17 protein-coding genes, 1 tRNA gene and 1 pseudogene are annotated in these 22,434 nt (G+C 47.8%); 14 read left to right on the forward strand and 5 right to left on the reverse strand.

Annotated elements, in window-relative coordinates; genetic code table 11:
- Window positions 1–104: 104 nt before the first annotated feature.
- Both GFC06_RS04870 and GFC06_RS04875 read right to left on the reverse strand, forming a co-directional pair.
- Window positions 105–929 (reverse strand): AraC family transcriptional regulator, encoded by an 825-nt coding sequence (locus GFC06_RS04870; RefSeq protein ID WP_103767033.1) that lies wholly within the window; start codon window positions 927–929, stop codon window positions 105–107.
- Between the two features lie 922 nt (window positions 930–1,851).
- Entirely contained in the window at window positions 1,852–5,688 is a 3,837-nt protein-coding gene (locus GFC06_RS04875; RefSeq protein ID WP_153689886.1) for a S6 family peptidase, read from the reverse strand.
- Between the two features lie 345 nt (window positions 5,689–6,033).
- Here GFC06_RS04875 and GFC06_RS04880 point away from each other — a divergent pair, with 345 nt between their 5' ends.
- From GFC06_RS04880 to GFC06_RS04905, 6 genes are all read left to right on the forward strand, one after another.
- A complete protein-coding gene (locus tag GFC06_RS04880; protein ID WP_153689887.1) occupies window positions 6,034–6,573 on the forward strand; it encodes a fimbrial protein in 540 nt (179 codons plus the stop codon).
- A 68-nt stretch (window positions 6,574–6,641) separates the two neighbouring features.
- Window positions 6,642–8,999: a PefC/AfrB family outer membrane usher protein gene (gene pefC, locus GFC06_RS04885; RefSeq protein WP_153689888.1), complete on the forward strand. Its 2,358-nt coding sequence runs from the start codon at window positions 6,642–6,644 to the stop codon at window positions 8,997–8,999.
- A complete protein-coding gene (locus tag GFC06_RS04890; RefSeq protein WP_153689889.1) occupies window positions 8,992–9,693 on the forward strand; it encodes a fimbrial chaperone in 702 nt (233 codons plus the stop codon). The genes pefC and GFC06_RS04890 overlap by 8 nt, the downstream gene beginning before the upstream one ends.
- A gap of 19 nt (window positions 9,694–9,712) precedes the next feature.
- Window positions 9,713–10,717, forward strand: coding sequence for a fimbrial protein (locus tag GFC06_RS04895; protein WP_153689890.1), 1,005 nt, complete (start codon window positions 9,713–9,715; stop codon window positions 10,715–10,717).
- Window positions 10,718–10,729: 12 nt separating this feature from the next.
- Window positions 10,730–11,248: a fimbrial protein gene (locus tag GFC06_RS04900; protein WP_153689891.1), complete on the forward strand. Its 519-nt coding sequence runs from the start codon at window positions 10,730–10,732 to the stop codon at window positions 11,246–11,248.
- On the forward strand, window positions 11,241–11,759 hold the full coding sequence (locus GFC06_RS04905; protein ID WP_049282820.1) for a fimbrial protein: 519 nt from the start codon (window positions 11,241–11,243) through the stop codon (window positions 11,757–11,759). Before GFC06_RS04900 ends, GFC06_RS04905 begins: the two co-directional genes overlap by 8 nt.
- 45 nt (window positions 11,760–11,804) lie before the next feature.
- On the opposite strand, the gene GFC06_RS04910 is transcribed toward GFC06_RS04905, so the two are convergent.
- The 3 genes and pseudogenes from GFC06_RS04910 to GFC06_RS04920 form a co-directional block, all read right to left on the reverse strand.
- On the reverse strand, window positions 11,805–12,266 hold the full coding sequence (locus GFC06_RS04910) for an anti-virulence regulator CigR family protein (RefSeq protein WP_153690725.1): 462 nt from the start codon (window positions 12,264–12,266) through the stop codon (window positions 11,805–11,807).
- Window positions 12,267–12,273: 7 nt separating this feature from the next.
- A pseudogene (locus GFC06_RS23335) lies at window positions 12,274–12,502 on the reverse strand (hypothetical protein); the annotation flags it as partial.
- Window positions 12,503–12,576: 74 nt separating this feature from the next.
- Window positions 12,577–12,671 (reverse strand) — tRNA-Sec (locus tag GFC06_RS04920).
- 290 nt (window positions 12,672–12,961) lie between these two features.
- Here GFC06_RS04920 and GFC06_RS04925 point away from each other — a divergent pair.
- From GFC06_RS04925 to GFC06_RS04960, 8 genes are all read left to right on the forward strand, one after another.
- Window positions 12,962–14,344: a glycoside-pentoside-hexuronide family transporter gene (locus GFC06_RS04925; protein WP_153689892.1), complete on the forward strand. Its 1,383-nt coding sequence runs from the start codon at window positions 12,962–12,964 to the stop codon at window positions 14,342–14,344.
- 10 nt (window positions 14,345–14,354) lie between these two features.
- Window positions 14,355–16,673: an alpha-xylosidase gene (gene yicI, locus GFC06_RS04930; protein WP_153689893.1), complete on the forward strand. Its 2,319-nt coding sequence runs from the start codon at window positions 14,355–14,357 to the stop codon at window positions 16,671–16,673.
- Window positions 16,674–17,119: 446 nt separating this feature from the next.
- Window positions 17,120–18,673: a BglG family transcription antiterminator gene (locus GFC06_RS04935; RefSeq protein ID WP_153689894.1), complete on the forward strand. Its 1,554-nt coding sequence runs from the start codon at window positions 17,120–17,122 to the stop codon at window positions 18,671–18,673.
- Between the two features lie 27 nt (window positions 18,674–18,700).
- Entirely contained in the window at window positions 18,701–19,171 is a 471-nt protein-coding gene (locus GFC06_RS04940; RefSeq protein ID WP_003842172.1) for a PTS sugar transporter subunit IIA, read from the forward strand.
- A 19-nt stretch (window positions 19,172–19,190) separates the two neighbouring features.
- A complete protein-coding gene (locus GFC06_RS04945; protein WP_114681584.1) occupies window positions 19,191–19,511 on the forward strand; it encodes a PTS fructose transporter subunit IIB in 321 nt (106 codons plus the stop codon).
- A gap of 26 nt (window positions 19,512–19,537) precedes the next feature.
- Window positions 19,538–20,629 (forward strand): PTS fructose transporter subunit IIC, encoded by a 1,092-nt coding sequence (locus tag GFC06_RS04950; protein WP_016157774.1) that lies wholly within the window; start codon window positions 19,538–19,540, stop codon window positions 20,627–20,629.
- Between the two features lie 11 nt (window positions 20,630–20,640).
- The gene (locus GFC06_RS04955) at window positions 20,641–21,492 is read left to right on the forward strand and encodes a class II fructose-bisphosphate aldolase (RefSeq protein ID WP_047415757.1); all 852 of its coding nucleotides are present in this window, start codon (window positions 20,641–20,643) and stop codon (window positions 21,490–21,492) included.
- An 80-nt stretch (window positions 21,493–21,572) separates the two neighbouring features.
- Window positions 21,573–22,433 carry a ketose-bisphosphate aldolase gene (locus GFC06_RS04960; RefSeq protein ID WP_153689895.1) on the forward strand — a complete coding sequence of 287 codons (861 nt, stop codon included), beginning with the start codon at window positions 21,573–21,575 and terminating at the stop codon, window positions 22,431–22,433.
- Window position 22,434: the final 1 nt, after the last annotated feature.

Below are 22,434 nucleotides of genomic sequence, written 5' to 3' on the forward strand. Positions count from 1 at the left end.
CAGCAATCCCCCCACCTGTTGCGCCAAAGCCGTTTTTTTCTGTGGAGTTCCTTAAAGATATAGAAGAATAATTGAAGGAAAATTGTATGTATAAATCATCAGGACTATTTTTTTACTTTCAAAGCAAACTGCTTCGGTGTAATGCCAAAGAACTCTTTAAAGTTACGAATAAAATAAGATGTACTGGTGTAGCCCACTTCATTGGCGATTCTATTAATATGCTTCTCGGTAGTGGTGATGAGTTTTGCCGCCTGATGCATGCGAATATCCAGCACTAGCGTATTAAAATTATTACTCTCTTTCTCCAGCTTTTTACGAATCGACACCTCCGACATATGTAAAATGCTCGCCAGATCTGCCAGCTTCCAAGATTTAGAGAGATCAGCTTCAATGATTGACTTCAGCCGCTCAGTAAAGGTGGTATCCGTTGATACTGACAAGGAATAAACTAACGATTCTATATCCCTCATTTTAGAAAGAAGATAAGTTATTTTATAAACTTGTCGGTGTTGTGGGACATCGCTTCCAGTTAATCGTTTGAAAATTTTTGTATCTGTTTCATCAACAGGACAAGTAAATATTTTACGCCGCATCTGGTTAACGCTTTGCGGATCCAACAGAAGCGGTTCCATCACTTTACAGATACAACTCAATACATCACTGTCAACTTGATAGAGCTCATAGGGAACACCTTTGCCTAACACTTTTAATGCAATATCAATCACGGTGTTTTTTTCGACGTAACAAAGTGATTCAGGGGGAACATTAAAGGACTGCCCATCTTTTGTTTTTATAAGCAGTTGCGCATCCCGCAGATAGATAATCGCACAGTTATAAAAACGGATTTTTTTCAGCACCAACAGATTGTTGTGTGCAAAATTTTCCTTAGCCGGAAAAATAAGGTTACTTAAAGCACTTTGGCTATTCATACAGTCACCCCCATGCTTTGTATGCATATAATTTCATGGGTTATCAGCCATGTAAACTCGGAATTTTTTAATAATAGGAAAAATGTATAATTCTAATTATTTGTTTTTTAACTATGTATTTCTTTAAAATACAAAGAGTTACCCAGTGGCTTTGGTGAGATAATTAACAATTTTAATATTTTCAATGAGAAATAGTGCGAAAATATGGCAATCACACATTCGGTGCAAGAAAAAAATTCTTAAGCAATATCGGAAGCTTTCGGCTGGATTCTGCCCCCAGTTTGCGTTTAATAGATTGTATTTTATAATAAATACTGCTCTCTTTTAGCTGCGTTAGCGTCGCGATTTCTCCGATTCTCTTCCTCTTAAAAAAATACAGATAGACTATTTTTCGTTCATCATCCGTCAAGCCATTGAACACTGAAGCAGGCGAAGGTGTTCGGCTTGAGAACACACGCAGCTGCTCATTCTGGTATGATACCTGCTTAAAGCAGAGGCAGGTTACCGGGAATTTTTCCATCAAAAAGCAGTAAGATAAGTAATCATCCCTGTCACAAACCAAATAGACTTTTTTATATTTATTCAGTATTTCATGAGCAGAATAAAAATTCCTGTACTCGTAACATTTAAAATCTGAATTGTCATTGGCGAGCAATGATAATCCGTAATTGAAAAAAGCATTTTTACTTGCCAATAAAAAAGCAGTGGACATAAGAACTATTCGCTATCAAATGTATTAGACACCTTAACTAAAAGTGACTATAAGGTATGAAAAGTACAAAAACCACCCTAAAAAATAATCCAATGCGATAAAATTATGTACCACAACTTATAGTGTAAATGGATTTAATTATCACTTGCAATTAATCCATAAAAAAGCCTGAACTATCTATTCAGGCTTTTACTTGCTCAAAATTTAAAATCAAAATGAATAACGAATATTGGCGTTAATTGCCTTATCAATATCGTAATGACCAAACGCCGAACGCTCAACATTAAGACTAATCCTGGTGTTTTCTTTTATTTCAGCATTGACACCGAAATTAAAGTTTACCCGGCTATCTTTACCATTTCTGATGGACGTTTTCCCGGCAAAATCACGAATGACCGTCTTCGCAGGATTAAACAGGTCATACTGATAATGAACGCCCGTAAGCGCGGTCAACTTCCAGTCTTTACCTGTGAAGGTTTTACCGATATCAACGCCGGTACGACCTATCAATGGATTATCCTGCTTACGCTGCATACGGATGTCTGAGCCTGCAGACTGCCAGTCAAACCGGTTTCCTGACACCGAGCCATAAACCAATTCCGTCTGCGGCTGAATAAAGGTTTCGTCAGGTAACGAGAAGCGCCAGCCGGTTTCTGCGCCCAGATACCAGGAATGTGAGCGGTAATCCTGCTCCGGCATTTTGATTTCGCTTGCCGAATAGTGGTTATCGTGGCGGACATATTTACCGATTGCATCCACATACAGCCCGGAGTCAAACATCGCGGAAGCATAGAAACCGATACCGGTTGATTTTGTCTGACCGGACCAGCCATCACCATGGCTGCTATTGTGAGTGAACGTTGCCGTCACACCGGTAAACAGATCACCGCCGTCAAACGCGTGCTTTCTGTCGGCTCCAATCTGCAGATGTGTCCAGCTGTTGGAATTGCCCGCCTCAGCGGAACCCGTACCGCTGAAGATTCGCGCCCACGCCCCGGTTTCACCGTGGGTGTTGCGCAGATCGCCCATGCGGTAGTTCAGGTTGTTCATCTCTGTCAGGAAGTTTTTAAATCCCGCATTCATAATTGATTTGCTGGCCTGCAGCGCCGCGTTGTCCTGCTGCACGTCAAATCCTTCCAGCCGCCATTGTTTACTGTTTTCGCTCTCCACGATGCCCAATTGCGGCGTGAAGGTATGAATACCCGCGCGCTGTGTCACTGGTTTGAGCGTGAACACATCGGCAGCCGTCGTTTTCGGCGCTGTGACTAACGCTACGGATGACATTCCCTGGCTCACTGAAGCCACAGACGGGACAACAACTAGCGCATTGTTTTTACCGGACAGCGACTGGTTAACCGTTACCGTATCTGCCGTTTTTCCATCAGTGTTCATGACGAATTGGCTGTTGCTTGCAGTCAGGGTGTCTACTGTCAGAGAGCCTGGTGAGCCGGCTTTGCTGAAGCGCACTTGCGAACCGTCCAGGTTGAGGGATTTCACCATGGACTGTCCGTCTGCCTGCCAGAGAGTATTCGTCATCGTCGCACCGGCGAGGGGCGCATTCAGGTTGCCACCATAAGCCGTGAACAGATTCTCACTGGCTTCCTCTGCTGTACCAAAATTCAGGCTGGCAGTATCATTCGCCTGAATATTTCCCGTTATTACGCTACCCGTGCCGACATTCAGCGTGGTGCCTTGGCCGTTAAAGCGCCAGCGCTCAGCCGAGTACTGTCCGGACAACAGCGAAAGTGTCGATCCCGCACCGGCAGCCACTTCACTGTCAGAAATCAGACCCAAGGTTGCCGTCAGCTTCGCGCCATCCGCCAGCGACAGCGATGAATGACTGAAGCTGCTTTTCTGGTTGAGAACGGCATCGGTGGACGCCACCGTCACCGAGCTGTCTGCGCTGTCAATCCCGCCGGTAAAATGCTCATTAATCTTAAGAGTAGAACCGTTATTCAGCTGTACGCGGCCGGTGAAACGGCTCCGATCGGCGTCGTTTGTCGCTTTAGACTGCCCGAATGACGACGTGGTTTTCACACCGTTACCGTCATTGAGGTCGATATAGAGATCTTCACTACCCAGCGTCACGGCAGAATGGTCTGCAAAAAGCGTTGTATTGAGGCTGGCATTCCTCGCCAGACTGAAATCAGTATTGTAAAGATTAAGCTGTTTCAGGCTGAACTGGCGGGTCTCCCAGTCACTTTGGGTAAAGGAAACCGGCTGAGTGAGGACAGAATTGTCGCCAAGCGCCTTCAGCTTATCCGCGACAGCCTGAGTACTGACGGCATGTACAACCGGATGCCCCTGAATAAACAGGCGGCCATTATGCTGGGTGAAGTTTCCCTCCGTGTTCATCCCACCATCCATGACAAAGTCGTTCTGCGTTCCGGGCGTCACGGTATTTTTAACATCAACATTACCGGTAAAATGGCCATGCCAGATGTTGGCAACCGCCGTCGTGACATCTGGCTTGTTGAAATCCAGGTTGACGGAGGCCTGACTCCCGCTGTTGGTCAGAATCGCCCCATCGTCGGCGCCGTTCAGCTGATGGAAGGTGAGGCTGTTACCGTTGATATCGAGCTTACCGCCGCGATAGCCCCATTTGATATTGTCGGGATTAACCTGTTTGTCATCGCTTAAAACAACGGTTGGGCGACCGCTTACAATACTGACATTATTAAAGGCCTGAACATTACCATCGCTATCCGGCCGTTGTGCCAGGACGACAGTTCCTTCGCCAACATTCAGCCCTCCGGGGTTGATTCCCGTGCCGTTAACTTTTAATGTCCCGACACCAAGTTTGTGCAGGTTATCGCCCTGAACACCATTAACTTGCCAGTCAACGCTATGATCGCCGTTGATAATGATCCCACCACCTTCCCAGGTCTGAGAGTCGAGCGGTTTGACCGTATAATCGTCATCAAAAGTCAGCGTTCCTGCACCCTGGTTAACGGCATGTTCTAATACAACGGTGCCACCGCCCTGGAAGGTGAGATCTTTACCGCTGTTTAATGAGGTTGGCGCAGTAGGGCCGAAATTGCCATGCATTGACCATGAGGCTGCACCCTGGGTTAATGTGCCAACGCCTGTGTTATCATCATATGACCAGCGAATATCTCCCTCATTTTGTTGTGATTTAATAGGAGCATCAGCGTCCTGTTTCATGGTATCAGCCACATCTCCGACAGGGATGATCGTATACCAGTTAGTTTTTCCATTCACACCCGCGTAAGAATTGAGCACGGCAGTGACAACCCATTTATTTTGCTTAGCATCCCAGGCAAAAAGTGGGGAACCACTGTCGCCAGGTGTGCCATAGGTGGAAAGTGGCGTATTTGTTGTATTAGTGACAAAACTCCAGTCCGAAATAAACGGATGATTTACGATCCCCCCGGTTTTATACGAGTATGCCCCTGACAGCTTAGTCAGTTTACCACTCTCATCTTTTACATATTGCGTTCCCGTACCGACCCGATAGAAAACGGGGAACCGTTCCTGATTCTGATATGTGCCTTTGGCCGTTCCCGCGTCAGTCATATCCAGAGCGCTAACCTCTGTCACAATTTTGTTTAGTCGGGGGGTATGGAAGTCTCGCTTGTGGTTATTTCTGTAAACCAGGGTGTAGGTAGTGTCGTCGTTGTAACCAAACTTCACCTTTTTATAGCCCACATTGTGCTTAACGCTGACGATATATTGTGGCGCAACTAATGTAGCAACCCCAGTCCTGTCATTAGAACTGAAATCTATCATGGGCGCTTTATTTAACGTGGTGACGACATTTCCATTTTTATCATATAGCGGGATGTTTTCTGCATCTGGTTTAAACGAGCCTTTATTTTCAGCGAAATCGCGATATGTTTGATAATTAACCCCACTGCTGACAACAGAAGCATTTGATGCAGCAGAACATAATATCCCCAACATACTCACTAGCAGTACGCTTATTGATACTCGTGGAGTGATGTTCTTCCTTATACCTTCACTGACTTCTGAAACGACAACCGCCTCACCTTTACTGTTCTTTTTTATCGCGTATATCTTATTCACGTTTCCCCCAGTCACTATCCGCTTAAATAAATGACATTTAAATGAAAATCAGATCCAGTCAATAAAAAAAAGCGTCTTTTTATTTTTTTATCCTGAAAGAGCATTGTAATGAGGAATTTACTGCCACCTTTTTCTATTTTTATCAGCTCTATTGAAAATAAAAGAGTTAGTTATAAAAATTGAAACAATACAATTAACCGAATCGCAAATAAAAAAAACCGATAAAAAAGTAACGATTGCTATTTTGGGGTTTGCCAGAGAGTTTCCAGAACAATATATTCTGTCTCGCTCATTAAGATTGTTATGAGCTTGACTTAAGAATTAAGCCTATTAATGGAGTATAAAATGAAAAAGCTGATTTTAGGTTCGGCAATTGTGGCAGTTCTGGGTGTAGCGTCTAATGCTATGGCTGCGCCAAACAGCGGTACTGTAAACTTTACGGGTAGCGTTACCACTGCAACCTGTGACTTTTCTTTAAAAGATAGTACCAACGGAGATATTGCGAATGTTGATTTAGGTCTATTATCAACGACAAGTGCAGGTAATGGCACTCCGGTTGTGTTTAAGCTTGTGCCTTCAGATAATGCTTGTGTTAGTAAAACTGCTGCTAATGTAAGTTGGACATCTCCAACGCTGGCTCCTACTGGTATTACTAATGACATAAAAACAGGCGGAACCAATGCCTATCTGAAGGTGGCTGCAACAAACGCCACCCAAAAAGGTAACGCAGCTTTCATTCAGCAAGGTCAAACCGTCTTCGATTATACAGCCACGGCAGGAAAAATCCCATCATTTGATTATTCTGCAGTACTTACAAAACCAGCTACTGGTTTAACTGCTGGTGCATTTAACGCGTCAGCAAGCTATGTTGTAGCCTATAAATAATTATCTTTTGATTAAAAGGGAGTTACCGCTCCCTTCTTAAATAAGATACATGTCGGCAAGGTTTTAAAATGAAGATAAAAGTATTATGTGTCGCTATCATTTTTCATTTATGGTCGAATGAAATTCTTGCCGACGATTTTAACTACAGTTTTATCCGTGGTGGCAGTAAAGATGTACCTGAGGTGTTGAAGAATACCGGGCAAAACATACCCGGAAATTATGTTGTCGATTTACTATTTAATGGCTCCAAGACAGCGACCTCTGTAGAATTAGCTATCAGCAATGATGATGTTGATCATATTTGCCTTTCTGATAAATGGCTACAGGAAAAAAACATTCATATCAATAAAGAATTCTATAAACTGTATCTTAATCCCGCACGCAACTGCTATCTTATCGATAAAGAAAAGAACAGTCGGGTAAAATTTGATCCTTCCTTGCAGGAGTTATCAATTGATATACCTCAGGCCGGTTTTATCGATTCAAAAAAGGAAGGCGGCACCTGGGATTATGGCAGTACCGGTTTCAAACTCGCCTATGATCTTAATACGTCAAAATCTACTGACCAGGATCGGACAACATACGGTAACATCGAAGGCCAAATCAATATCGGCGAATGGGTCCTGTTGGGTAGGGGATATGCATATCAGGGAGAAAAGTTTGAGAGCAATAACCTGCTGTTAACACATGCGATAAAATCGATTAAATCAGATATTCTTATCGGTAAAACCCAGTCCTACAATACCCTGAACGATGGCTTTACCTTTTATGGCGCGCAGTTAAAGTCTAATCAGGATATGTATCCCTGGGACTCGCAGTCTTATGCTCCAGTCATTAATGGTATTGCCAGAACACATGCCCGTGTCACTGTCGAACAAGGCGGATACACATTAAAGTCGTTCGTGGTTCCACCTGGTCCTTTTGTGATTAACGATCTGGCCGGCGTATATTCTGGCGACATTATCTTAAAAATTTATGAAGAGGATGGTTCGGTAAAAGAACAGCGATTCCCCGTCGCCGTGCTGCCAAATTTATTGAAACCCGGAAATTATAATTACAATATCGCGGTGGGGAGTAAAGTTGACCAATACAGTAACAAGCGTGATGATGACAGCTTATTCGCGCAAATCACTTATGATTACGGCTTTGAGCCCTTTACGCTCAATACCTCTGCACTGGTCGATAAAAACTATAACAACATTGGTCTGGGTCTTATCCGCTCTTTCGGCTGGTTTGGCGCCGTGGCAATGAGTGGCAACCTGTCACAGGCAAAATACCATAATGGTAAAGCCATGAACGGCTTTAGCGCATCGGTGAAATATGCCCGCGCCTTAGGGGAAAATGCAAATTTACAGTTGATTGGTTATCGTTTTAACTCAGAAAACTATATTGATTACACGGATTTTAACTATCGCTATTACAGCCTGTTAAACAACAGGCCTAAACAGCGATACGAATCGATTATCACCTATCAGCTTCCGGAAATGAATGTGTTCTTCAACATGTCGGCCTGGAAGGAAGACTATTGGGACAGTTCCAGTGAGGTAGGTGCAAACCTGAATCTCAGTAAGAGCTTTAATAATATTTCTGTCTCTCTGAATGCCGGGTATTCCCGACTGCAGGGGATGGAAAACGATTATAACACAGGTATTTCACTGAGCGTGCCCTTTAGCGTGTTTGATAAATCGCACTATAGCTTCTCTGGCATAAATTACGATCGCCGTAATGGCACGAATTTCAATACCGGTGTTTCGGGAAGCATTAATTCTCGCCTGAGTTATAACGCATCCATCAGTCAGTCACGCAACACCACGGGAAGCGCGATTTCAGCTTCTTATCTGTTTGATGAGGTTCAAACCTCGGCCAGCTATTCGCAAACGGGGAGCTCGTCCAGCTCTTCCTTCCAGGTTGGCGGAAGTGTTATCGGACTGCCAGATGCAGGTATTCTTTTTACGCCAGTGAAAAATGATGAAATTGCCGTTGTACAAATGGAAGATGTTCCAGGCGTCAGATTTAATGGTTCCATGCCTGGCGATAAAAAAGGGCGCGCTGTCATACCGTTAACCGCGTATAACAATAATACCATCACCGTCAATGCGGATAACTTGCCACAGAGCGTTGAGTTAACAGAAAACGCAATCAATGTGACGCCGACGGAAAACGCGATTATCTATAAGAAAGTGAAATACAGAAAAATTAACACGTATATCGTAAAAGTCATCAGCAGTAATGGTTTTGTTATTCCAATGGGAAGCATCGCTAAAAATGCAGAAAATCAGGAAATTGGTTACGTCAACAACGGCGGGATTCTGTTAATGAATCTTGAAGATAAAGATGAAGGGATCATTTCTGTTGGTGATTGCAAATTCGATTCACGATCGCTGCAGAAAGATATGGGTAAAGTACAGGAGATTAAGTGTGGCTAAGAACAATACACTGAGAAAGTTTTTCATTTCTGCATCACTGTTGTTATTTACAGCATCAAGTCATGCGGCGTTTGTCCTTAACAGCACACGTTATGTGTTTGATGAAAAAAGAGAGAATATCTCTGTACAGGTTGATAACCAGTCTACTCAGGAATATGGCGGACAGATATGGATTGAAAACCAGGACCAAAACGACAAGAACGTCTATTTTGTACCCAGCCCCACGTTCTTTAAAGTGGCCGATCAGCACAAACAGATCCTGCGTATCCTGAAAATTAATGATGCGCTACCAAAAGATAAAGAATCGCTTTTCTGGATCAACATCCAGGAGATACCCAAAGCACCAAAAGACGGCGTGAATGCATTATCCATTGCGCTACATACTCAGGTCAAAATGTTTTATCGGCCTGATGCCCTGAAAGAGAAAAGGGAAAACGCCGAACAGAATATTAAAATGATAAGCAGTGAGGGCAATACCGTTCTCTGGAACGATACCCCTTATTATTTTGCCATCATCAGTGTTAAACAAAACGGAACGCCCATTAAAGTTAGCGATGATATTAAAGATAAACTGTCTGTTTTTGCTCCAGGTGAAAAAGTTTCGCTGGGTAAGTTAATTTCCAGTAACAGCCTCAGTATTGTAGCATTTGATGATTATGGCGTTGACAAAGAGTATAAATTAAACAAATCCTGATTCGTGTAAGGTTTTTATTATGTGTAAATTCATATTTACTCTTTTTATCGCTTTATTATCACTATCTTCCTTACCTTCCAAAGCAGCTAACTGTAGTGGAGGTTCCATACTTTTTGATACAGATCCCAGTGATAAAAGTTACTGGAGGTATGGTTATACATCAGCAAATGATGATCCATTGTTAATAATGCGAGTAATCCTACAAGGTAAAATGACTTGTGATCCGGATTATACTGATGGTGCTGGACGATCGGTGAGTGAAATGCGCATGAATCTAACCAGTGGAACTTGTAAAAACTCTACCACCATAACGACACCCTATCCAGGTATTGAATGGAAACTGGAGGGGATGCGCTGTGAAGGCAATAACATTATCTCCAACAATGTTCAATCTAAGCCATGGGGGGATAATAATAGATACAACTGGCCCTCAGGCACTGTCTTGGGGAAAGCCAGTATTGTCGTAAATGATCAATATTGGATACAAAATAATCAAACCGGGCAATATACGGTTAATATCCAGCCGCTTTCGCAAGGAAATACACTAGTATACAGCACGGCGGTTAATGTAAGTTCTAAGTTAGGGGGACCGATTCCTTTTATTTTTAAAGATACTGCGACCTGCGCAATGTCACTTTCTACAGAAAATTTAGATTTTGGTAAATTAACACCAAGTAATGTCAATAGTAACTCTTTATATAAAGAGTTAAAAGTCTATTACTCGTGTAAAAATAAAGCACTGATAAATGGATTATATGTTCGATTCGACCCGGAGAATGTAGTTGATGCGGCAAATGGTATGTTTAGTGCCAGTGATAGTGATGGACGGAAGCTGAACTTCCAAATGACCAGGGTGTATGGAGATTTTCATACCGTCCCCCTTAATGCGAATTATAAAATATATGAGCCGTCCAAAAAAGATCTTGATGCTACTGCGACATTCAGAATCTACGTCAAGCCTTCAACCCCATTTCCCGCCGGTAAGGTTTCTACCTACCTGAATGTTTCGCTAATATACCGATAGGCTGGATTAATTATGCACAAATGGTTAATCTTTTTTTTGATAATTTTTCCATTTCACAACGCATCTGCCTCGAAATCCGTGCAGAAGAGAGTGACGATAAACGCCGAGTTAGCCTTAAACACGTGCGCATTGTCACTCTCTCCGGCAAACCTGAACTTTCAACAAATCAGCTTTAGCCAGTTTGAAAACAACGCAACTACACCCAAGACAGTTGATTTGAATATTGCTTGCAGTTGGCCCGCAACCGGGATCTCACTAAAATTCTCGCCTGCTGCTGGCGTTTCCAAGAGCAGCACTAACCTGATGAATACGGGGTTATCCGGCGTTGGGCTTGCGTTGTCATGGAAAGATCCAGCCGGCACAGATTTTAAGTCGCTAGAATTAAATAAGCCTTTTGCGCTCCCAACTGCATCAAGTAACAAAAATGAAACGCTTGGTCAGTTTCAGCTGTTGCCTAAACAAATTCCGGGTGAAACGCTCCAGGCAGGGAATATTTCCACTAGTCTGACTGTCGAGGTGACCTATGATTGACAGGAGATGTCTTTTTTTCCCATTGCTGGCGGGACTGTTAAGCACATTAACGGCGTTTAATAACCAGGCCGCACAAAAGGCAAGCGTAAGTCTCCCCATTGCAATGCAGGTCACTAATCCTCAGTGCCAAATCAATAAAGGGCTTGGCCTGCCTGAAATCGTGCAACTTCCGCTGATCACAACTTCAGGGGCCTTATTAGGTGATAGTAACGTTGAAGTTCCCATTGTGATTGACTGTGCCAGTGATATCACCAAATTTGAAGTTACCCTGGCAGGGGGCAGTAATTCGAAACTCAGCACGTCAAATAATAAGGTTGATATTACCTTGTCATGGAAGAAAGGTGGAGGAGCCGTAGAATTCGGGAAGCCGGTCGAGCTGAGTAAAGCACCGTTTCTTGTGAGCCAAAAGCAATTTGATGGCTCCTTATTGGCCAGAGTGTCTCCACATACAGGGAACATACCGGCAGGTAATTACACAGCCAGTTTACCGGTGACGTTTACTTATTATTGAGATAGCATAATAAAAGCTGGGGAAATTCCCCAGCTTGTTAATCAATTAATCAAACACGCCATTGATAATTGCGGTCACTACTGAGGTACTCAGTGCAATAAGAACGAAATCATTCCTTACTATTTTCCATTCATAGCCAGGATAATAAGGCCGTTGCCCCAACATCGATGCCGGAACCGTTTTTTTCGCAATGCCTGGTGGTAAGGAGCCACACCCCGTCAGGCCATAATTCACCGCCAAATGTCGGGCAGCCGAAAAACTGATATCAGAATCGACATGATCCGGTTTGCCATATTTTTTACGGTGATCGGATGATGCGTTATTTTTCTGACCCGCATTGCCTTTCTGCGCATTCCCTTTATTTCCGTGATTATCACTATTATTGCCATGGTTGCCACTATTACCATTGCCGTTCCCATTGCCTGGATTCGCCAGTGCCGGAGTGGCAAAGAGCGAAAGAGAAATGAGGGTTGCCAGTACAACTTTTAAACCATGCCGTGTACCTATGCCCCTGTTCATCACCCGTGCTGAGTGGCAGGTGCAGCGCTGAATCATCCAGTTTGCGGGTCGCCACCAGCAACACCCGGAATCCTTGCGCGTTGTAATCTTTCGTTTTCGCCAGCAGTAACTCACGACGGTTTCATTCAGCGCGACCACCTTGTCACCATCAGCATCTCTTCCACTGCGCCTTTGCAAATCAGACTATTATCACCGTTACGTACATCCTCTACCGACGCAGATACTAGGGTTATTTCTCTTTTTTTATCAGGTATTACAGGGGTTTTGTTGACTTCGAGGGAGCTCAGGAGAGGCATTTTGGCGGAAGATCACAGGAGTCGAACCTGCCCGGGAACGCTGGCGTCCCCAACTGGATTTGAAGTCCAGCCACCTCACCGGAGATGACGATCTTCCGCGCCTCGATTGCTACATGGAGGCGGGGCGCATTATAGCTACTTCCAAACGTTTCCACACCCCCTCACTCACTTTTTTAACTTCCGTTTCTCTATACCATGACCAGTTTCAAATAAATCCCCGCAAAATCCATTACTTACACTTAGACACATTTTTAGACGCTACGCTGATCACAGAAAACAAGAATCGTAATTTGATAACGAGATATCGGAATACCCGCGCTCACAGGGATGGTTTACAAGAACTGTAACCGGTATCAGGGCGTGTGAAAGTGCTAACAAGGATGCGTAATGAAAAGTGAGATTCTGTCTGTTAAAGAGAAGATTGGCTACGGAATGGGCGATGCGGCTAGCCACATTATCTTCGATAACGTCATGTTATATATGATGTTCTTCTATACCGATATTTTTGGTATCCCAGCCGGATTTGTCGGCACCATGTTCTTACTGGCCCGCGCGCTGGATGCCATCTCAGACCCTTGCATGGGGCTGCTGGCCGACCGTACCCGTTCGCGCTGGGGGAAATTCCGTCCGTGGGTGCTGTTCGGCGCACTGCCGTTTGGTCTGGTTTGCGTGCTGGCCTACAGCACGCCGGATCTCAGCCTGAACGGCAAAATGATTTATGCCGCAATCACCTACACGCTGCTGACCCTGCTTTATACCGTGGTCAATATTCCCTACTGCGCGCTGGGCGGCGTGATCACTAATGACCCTACGCAGCGTATCTCCCTGCAATCATGGCGCTTTGTGCTGGCGACGGCGGGCGGCATGCTCTCCACCGTGCTGATGATGCCGCTGGTGAATCTGATTGGTGGCGAGGATAAAGCGTTCGGCTTTCAAGGCGGGATTGCGGTGCTCTCCGTGGTGGCGTTCCTGATGCTGGCGCTCTGCTTCTTCACTACCAAAGAACGCGTGGAAGCGCCGCCGAGCACCACCTCTATGCGTGAAGACCTGCGCGATATCTGGCAAAACGACCAATGGCGCATCGTCGGCCTGCTGACCATCCTCAATATTCTGGCCGTCTGCGTTCGTGGCGGGGCGATGATGTATTACGTCACCTGGATTTTGGGTAAGCCGGAGGTGTTTGTCGCCTTTCTCACCGCCTATTGCGTCGGCAACCTGATCGGCTCTGCGCTGGCAAAACCGCTGACCGACTGGAAATGCAAAGTCAGCGTCTTCTGGTGGACCAACGCTGCGCTGGCGGTAGCGAGCCTGGCGATGTTCTTTGTGCCGATGCACGCCAGCATCACCATGTTTATCTTTATTTTTGTCATTGGTGTACTGCACCAGCTCGTTACGCCAATCCAGTGGGTAATGATGTCCGACACCGTTGATTACGGCGAATGGTGCAACGGTAAACGCCTGACGGGGATCAGCTTTGCGGGCACGTTGTTCGTGCTCAAGCTGGGTCTGGCGCTCGGTGGGGCGCTGATCGGCTGGATGCTGGCGGGCGGTGGCTACGACGCCGCAGCGAAAACCCAGAACAGCGCCACCATTAGCATCATCATCGCCCTGTTCACCATTGTCCCGGCGATTTGTTACCTGCTGAGTGCCGTGATTGCCAAACGCTTCTATACCCTGAAAACGCCGTATCTGACGAAAATTATGAGTCAGTTGGCTCAGGGCGCGCGCCGCAACCAGCAGGATTTCACGACGAAAGAATTACAGAACTAAGGAACTGACGATGAAAATTAGCGATGGAAACTGGCTGACCCAACCTGGCCTGAATTTAATACACCCAATTCAGGTGTTCGACGTTGAACAGCAGGGTAACGAGATGATTGTCTACGTTGCGCCGCGCGACGTGCGTGAACGTACCTGGCAACTGGATACCCCACTCTTCACCTTACGCTTTTTCTCGCCGCAGGAAGGTGTGGTGGGCGTACGTATGGAACACTTCCAGGGCGCGCTGGATACCGGCCCGCATTACCCGCTGAACGTGTTGCAGGACGTCAATGTTGAGATGCGAAACACCGCTGAATTTGCCGAACTGAAGAGCGGCAATCTGAGCGTTCGGGTGACCAAAGGTGAGTTCTGGTCGCTGGATTTCCTGCGTAATGGTGAACGTATTACCGGCAGTCAGCTAAAGAATAGCGGTTACGTGCAGGATACCCACAGCGGGCGTAACTATATGTTTGAGCGTCTGGATTTGGGCGTGGGGGAAACGGTGTACGGGCTGGGGGAGCGTTTTACCGCGTTGGTACGTAACGGCCAGACGGTAGAAACCTGGAACCGCGATGGCGGTACCAGTACCGAGCAGTCTTACAAAAACATCCCGTTTTATCTCACCAACCGCGGCTACGGCGTGCTGGTGAACCATCCGCAGTGCGTGTCGTTTGAAATCGGCTCTGAGAAAGTGTCGAAAGTGCAGTTCAGCGTTGAAAGCGAGTATCTGGAATATTTCGTCATCGACGGCCCAACGCCGAAGGCGGTGCTGGATCGCTATACCCGCTTTACCGGCCGTCCGGCGTTGCCGCCAGCCTGGTCGTTCGGTCTGTGGCTGACCACATCGTTCACCACCAATTACGACGAAGCGACGGTGAACAGCTTTATCGACGGCATGGCCGAGCGCAATCTGCCGCTGCACGTCTTTCACTTCGACTGTTTCTGGATGAAGGCCTTCCAGTGGTGCGACTTTGAGTGGGACCCGGTGACCTTCCCGGACCCGGAAGGTATGATCCGCCGCCTGAAAGAGAAAGGGCTGAAGGTGTGCGTATGGATAAACCCCTACATCGGTCAGAAATCCCCGCTGTTCAATGAACTGAAAGCGAAAGGGTATCTGCTCAAGCGCCCGGACGGTTCCCTGTGGCAATGGGATAAATGGCAGCCGGGCCTGGCGATTTATGACTTCACTAATCCACAAGCCTGCGAGTGGTATGCCAACAAGCTGAAAGGTCTGGTGGATATCGGCGTTGACTGCTTCAAAACCGACTTTGGCGAACGCATCCCCACGGATGTGCAGTGGTTTGACGGTGCCGATCCGCAGAAGATGCACAACCATTATGCGTACATCTACAACGAACTGGTGTGGAACGTGCTGAAAGAAACCGTCGGTGAAGAAGAGGCGGTGCTGTTCGCCCGTTCGGCCTCCGTGGGCGCACAGCAGTTTCCGGTGCACTGGGGCGGCGACTGCTACGCCAACTATGAATCGATGGCGGAAAGCCTGCGCGGTGGCTTGTCTATTGGCCTGTCCGGCTTTGGTTTCTGGAGCCACGATATCGGCGGCTTTGAGAATACCGCTCCGGCGCACGTCTACAAGCGCTGGTGTGCGTTTGGGCTGCTCTCCAGCCACAGCCGCCTGCATGGCAGTAAATCCTACCGTGTGCCATGGGCGTACGATGACGAATCCTGCGATGTGGTGCGCTACTTCACCGAGCAGAAATGCCGCATGATGCCGTACCTGTATCGTGAAGCAGCGCGCGCTAATGCGCAGGGCACCCCGATGATGCGCGCGATGATGCTGGAGTTCCCGGACGATCCGGCGTGTGATTATCTCGACCGCCAGTACATGCTGGGCGATAGCGTGATGGTCGCGCCGGTGTTTAGCGAGGCGGGCGATGTGCAGTTCTATCTGCCGGAAGGACGCTGGACGCATCTGTGGCGTAATGATGAGGTGGCCGGCAGCCGCTGGCATAAGCAGCAGCATGACTTCCTGAGTCTGCCGGTTTATGTGCGTGACAATACCCTGCTGGCGTTGGGTAGCAATAACCAGAAGCCGGACTACGCCTGGCACGAAGGGACAGCGTTCCAGCTGTTCCATCTGCAGGAGGGGCGGGAAGCACTCTGTGAAGTTCCGGCTGCTGACGACTCGGTTATCTTCACGCTGAAGGGGACGCGTGTAGGTAATACCATCACCGTGCAAGGTAGTGGAGATGCGCGTAACTGGACGCTGTGCCTGCGTAATATTCCACAGGTTAGCGGTGTGAAGGGCGGTTCATCTGCGGGCAGCGAGTGGGGAACGGTTGTCACGCCGGATGAAGATGTGCTGACGATAACCCTGTAAGCGAATCTGAACGTGGTGCCGGATGCGTCTTATCCGGCCCACGCCGCGAGCAGCGTTCCAGATCTGAAAATCAAAAACATCCCGACTTAAATTTTTACCTCACCATATTTGCGAGCGCTATCACTCTAATTCCCGCGAAAAATGTGATCTGCGCCGTAAATATCTCACTATTTCCTCTTTTTGTCTTATTTCTGTCCGGAATACAGGACACGATTTAGTATTGTTGGCGCATCGTAGTCCTCTTATATTTATCATCACGGATTACACGTGGAGCATAAACGCTTCTTTATAATCTAAATAATTTGAGTTGCAGGAAGGCGGCGACGCAGCGAATCCTCTGAGCGTACATAAGTACGTGACAGGGGTGAGCGAGGAAAGCCAACGCACATGCAGCTTGAAGTATGACGGGTATAGATATTTAATCTGGTATGTAATAAGGGTAAATAATGCAAATGATTACCTCGCGACAAAACAGATTATTAAAGTTTCTTCTGTCCCGGAAGGAATATGTTACGCTGCTAAAAATTGCCGAATATTTATCTGTTTCAGAGAAAACCGTCCAGCGCGATCTGCGGTTACTGGAACAATGGTTATCGGAATGGAAAATATCCATCGATAAACGTGCCGGTGCGGGCGTGATATTAAGTGCCGATAACATTACTGATCTTTTATATCTGGATCAGTTATTAGGGTCGGAGGGTGATGATGCTGACGGCATGATGAATAATTCACGGCGGGTTAAGATAGCCTCGCAATTATTAAGTGAAACGCCGCATGAAACATCGATCAATAAATTATCCGAACGTTATTTTATTAGTAGTGCATCGATTGTTAACGATCTGAAAGTGATTGAATCGTGGATTACCCCGCTGGGCCTGTCGCTGATTCGCAGCCAGAGCGGCACACACATTGAAGGCAGCGAGAGCGGGGTGCGCCAGGCGATGGCGTCGCTGATTAACGGTGTGATTAACCATAATGAACCTGGAAGCGTGATTTATTCACGACTTGATCCGGGCAGTTATAAAGCGTTAGTGCATTACTTCGGCGAAGAAGACGTTTTATTTGTCCAGACGCTGTTGCAGGAAATGGAGAACGATCTGTGCTGGTCGCTGGGCGAGCCTTATTACGTCAATATCTTTACTCATATTCTGATCATGATGTACCGCATTACGCGGGGCAATGCGCTACCGAGAAAAGAAGAAAGCATCACGTCATGTGATGAGAACATTTTTTCCATTGCCAGTCGCATGATTCAGCATATCGAAAAACGCATTGCCCACCCGCTGCCGGAAGACGAAGTCTGGTTTATTTATCAATATATTATCTCCTCCGGTATGGTGATTGAAGAGCATAACGATGTGAGCGTAATTAGCCATATGCACTCCAGCGACGAAGCACGCTTGATTACCCATCGGCTGATTGCCACCTTCGCCGAAATGGTTGACTGCGATCTTAGCCAGGACACTGCGCTGTATGACGGATTGCTGATCCATATTAAGCCGCTGATTAACCGCCTGAACTACCAGATCCGCATTCGTAATCCGCTGCTGGAGGACATTAAAGGCGAGTTGCAGGACGTCTGGCGTCTGACTCAGTGCGCGGTGAATCGGGTGTTTAGCGGCTGGGGCGAGCGGGCCGTGTCGGATGATGAGGTGGGATATTTAACCGTGCATTTTCAGGCCGCGATGGAGCGTCAGATAGCGCGTAAACGTGTGCTGCTGGTCTGCTCAACCGGTATCGGCACCTCTCATTTACTCAAAAGCCGCATTCTGCGCGCCTTTCCGGACTGGACCATCGTCGGCGTGGTGTCGGCAGGCAGCTTGCCCTCCGTCCTGACGGACGATATTGAACTGGTGGTATCGACGATCAATTTACCTGCCGTTGCCATGCCGGTCGTGTATGTCACCGCCTTCTTCAATGATGCGGATATTAAGCGGGTAACAGAAACGGTTATTACGGAAAAATTACATCGGGCGACGTCGCTGGTCGTTGAAAATTAATGTCATGAACTCCATGAGGTATGATTTATGGACATCACGAAAATACTCAATACAAATCGCGTTATTTTGGACATGAAGGCCACAAACAAAACGGAGGTTATTGAGGAACTGACGGATATTCTGCAAAAAGATGGGGCAATTAGTTGCCGGGAAACGTTTATTCAGGATGTCTGGCAGCGTGAATCAGAAGGCTCGACCGGCTTCGAAAATCATATTGCGATTCCGCACGGGAAATCCTCGGCGGTGGTCAATACCACGCTGGCGATTGGGCGTACCCGCCAGGATATTCCCTGGGAAACCCTGGACGGCAGCAACGTGCGCTGCATCATTCTGTTTGCCGTACGCCTTGAAGATCAAAACACTACCCATATTCGTCTGCTTTCGCAGGTTGCCGGCGCGTTGGCGGATGACGACATTATTGAACAACTGTTAGTCGAAAGCAGTCCACAGAAAATTATTGAGCTTTTTAGCCAATATGCTGAATCCAATGTCTGCTAAATAAAACGTGGAGCATGTTATGAATATTGTTTGTGTTGCCGCCTGTACGGCGGGTATTGCGCACACCTATATTGCCCGTGAGAAGTTAATTAAAGGTGCTAAAGCGCTTGGTCATAATATAAGAGTAGAAACCCAGGGGACTATCGGCACGGAAAACGAACTGCTGACAGAGGACATTTCTTCTGCTGATGTCGTGATTCTGGCTGTGGATGTAAAAATAAAAGGGGAGGAACGATTTTTAAATAAACGTATTGTGCGAGTGAAAACTGAAATTGTCATAAAGTCGCCCATTCAGTTTCTTGAAAAGGTCGAAAAATCATTAGTTAATAATAACCAGTAGCGATCCCCATTCTGGAGGGATTTCACATGAGTGAAAATAAAATTCCGCTATCTCAGGAAATAAAAAGACATTTATTAACGGGGATTTCGTGGATGATCCCGTTAATTGTTGCCGCCGGGATCTGTATTGCTCTCGGGCAAATACTTGGCGGCACTAACGTGGGTGAAAAAACAGGAACCATCCCCTGGATGCTCAACCAGATTGGCGGTTGGGGGATGGGGTTAATCGTACCGCTGATTAGTGCGGCGATTGCGTACTCCATTGCTGACCGCCCCGGATTCGCGCCGGGTCTGATTGTCGGCTTTGTCTGCGGTGAAATTCATACCGGTTTTATCGGCGGGATGCTGGGCGGTTTTCTGGTCGGTTATACCGTCCTGCTGCTCAAGCGCTATATCCGTTTGCCGCAGTCGATGCAGGGGTTAATGCCCATCATGGTGCTGCCGGTACTGAGTACCGTCATTGGCGGCCTGTTGATGATGACGCTCATTGGCAAACCGATAGCCTGGCTGCAGGACGCGTTGATTCATCTGCTGGAGTCCATGCAGGGCGGGTCACGCTTTTTAATGGGGGCCATCCTTGGCGCAATGGCGACATTCGACTTTGGCGGACCGGTGAATAAAACCATGTCGCTATTTGCTGACGGCATGTTAGTCAGCGGCGTGTACGGTCCGGAAGCGGTGAAGTTTGTCGGTTCGATAATCCCTCCGTTCGGCATTACGCTCTCCTTTTTGCTGACGCGTCACAAGTACACCCGTGCGGAGCGCGAGGCGCTGAAAGCGGCATTCCCGATGGGGATCTGCATGATTACCGAAGGGGTCATTCCCATTGCGGCGCGCGACCTGCTGCGCGTGGTGGGGTCCTGCGTAGTGGCCTCGGCGATAGCGGGCGGTCTGATTATGGTGTGGGGCGTCGAAAGCCCGGTACCGCACGGCGGCATGTTCGTGGTCCCGCTCTTTACGCATCCGCTGCTGTTTTGCCTGGCGCTGGGGATCGGCACGGTGATTTGCGGCGTCATGCTGTCGTTGTGGAAGAAACCGGTGACCGAACGTGACGAAGAGTTTGATGAACTTAGCGATCAAAAGCTGAAAGACGAAGAGATCACCTTCACCCTGGAATAACCGGAGGCCGTATGTTTGCCGATATGAAAAGCATGGTGACGAAAGCCTGGCGCGAGCAGTACGCGCTGCTGGCCATCAACTGTATGAATCTGGAAAGCGCCCGTGCGGCGGTGCGGGTGGCTGAGAAACACCGTGCGCCCATCATTCTGAATCTGTATCAGGGGCATCTGGGCCATTTTCCTGCACCGATAGCGGTGGCGGTCGTCAAAACGCTGGCAGAGGAAGCGTCGGTACCGGTCGCGCTGGCGCTGGATCATGGAAAGGACCCAGTACGCATTCGCCAGGCTTTTCGCGCCGGATTCAGCGGGTTAATGATCGACGCCTCCGCCTTTGCGCTGGAGGAGAACATTCGCCAGACCCGGGCGGTGGTTGAGCTCGCGACCAGCGTTTCTCTGTGCGTGGAAGGTGAGCTGGGGCATCTGGCCGACGCCCCGCGCTATGATCACGCAGCTAACGCTGATTTGATGACCCAGGCCGCCGATGTGGAGCCCTTTATCCAACAGACCGGTATCGATTTACTGGCGGTCTCGGTCGGCACGGCACATGGCATGTACGCGCCCGGTGTCATACCCGCCATTGATTTCCAGCGACTGGAGGAAATTGCCCGTTTATCAACGGTGCCGCTGGCGCTGCATGGCGGCAGCGGGACGCCGTTTGACCAGCTACAGCGCTGCCCGACGTTTGGCGTCGCCAAGATAAACGTTGGCGCGGCGGTTTTCGAAGCCGGAAAGGCTGCACTACTGCATACCCTGTGTCGCGACACATCCGGTGAACTCGTTGATGCCCTGGCCCTGATGGAGCAGGCCTGCGAGGAAGCCATTATTCCGTACCTGCAGGCCAGCGGCGCTATCGACAAAGCCTGATTCGTTTTCTGTAACGCCTTCTATGCCTCTGCGACGACGCACTGGCAGGGCTTTCTACACCCTGAAACTGGAGAATTAACATGTTAGTTTCGATGAAAGAATTACTGCAACCTACCCGTCAGCACGGTTTCGCCATCGGCGCATTCAACGTGGCGGACAGCTGCTTTGTACGTGCAGTAGTGGAAGAAGCGGAAGCAACCAATACCCCGGCGATTATCTCCATTCACCCCAGCGAACATGATTTTGTAGGCGATGCGTTTTTTAGCTACGTCCGTGATATCACTCTGCGCAGCCCGGTTCCCTTTACTCTGCATCTGGACCACGGCGCTTCGGTCGAGCATGTCCTGCGGGCGATTCAGTGTGGGTTTACCTCGGTGATGATTGATGGCTCGCTGTTGCCGTATGAAGAGAACGTGGCGCTGACCCGTGAAGTGGTCAAGCTGGCGCATGCGGTAGGCGTTTCGGTGGAAGGGGAACTGGGTACGATTGGTCAAACCGGGACGTCAGTGGAAGGCGGTGTATCGAAGGTCACTTATACCGATCCTGATCAGGCACAGGATTTTATCGCCCGTACCGGCGCGGATACGCTGGCGGTGGCGATTGGAACTGCACACGGCATCTACCCGAAAGGGATGCAGCCAGAGCTGCAAATGAACATCCTGCGCGACATCGCCGGGCGAGTGGACATTCCGCTGGTGCTGCACGGAGGTTCCGCGAACCCGGATGCGGAAATTGCCGAATCCGTTACGCTGGGCGTTGGCAAAATCAACATTTCCAGCGATATGAAATACGCTTACTTCCAGAAAGTCCGCGAAATCTTGGCGAAAGAAACCTGGTGGGACCCGAACATTATTTACCCGGAAGCCATTAGCGCCGCGCGGGATGTGATCCGTCACAAAATGAAACTGTTCGGCTCAACCGGCAAAGCGTCACTTTACTAAC

This window comes from Citrobacter braakii, from assembly GCF_009648935.1.
Taxonomy (GTDB): Bacteria; Pseudomonadota; Gammaproteobacteria; order Enterobacterales; family Enterobacteriaceae; genus Citrobacter; species Citrobacter braakii.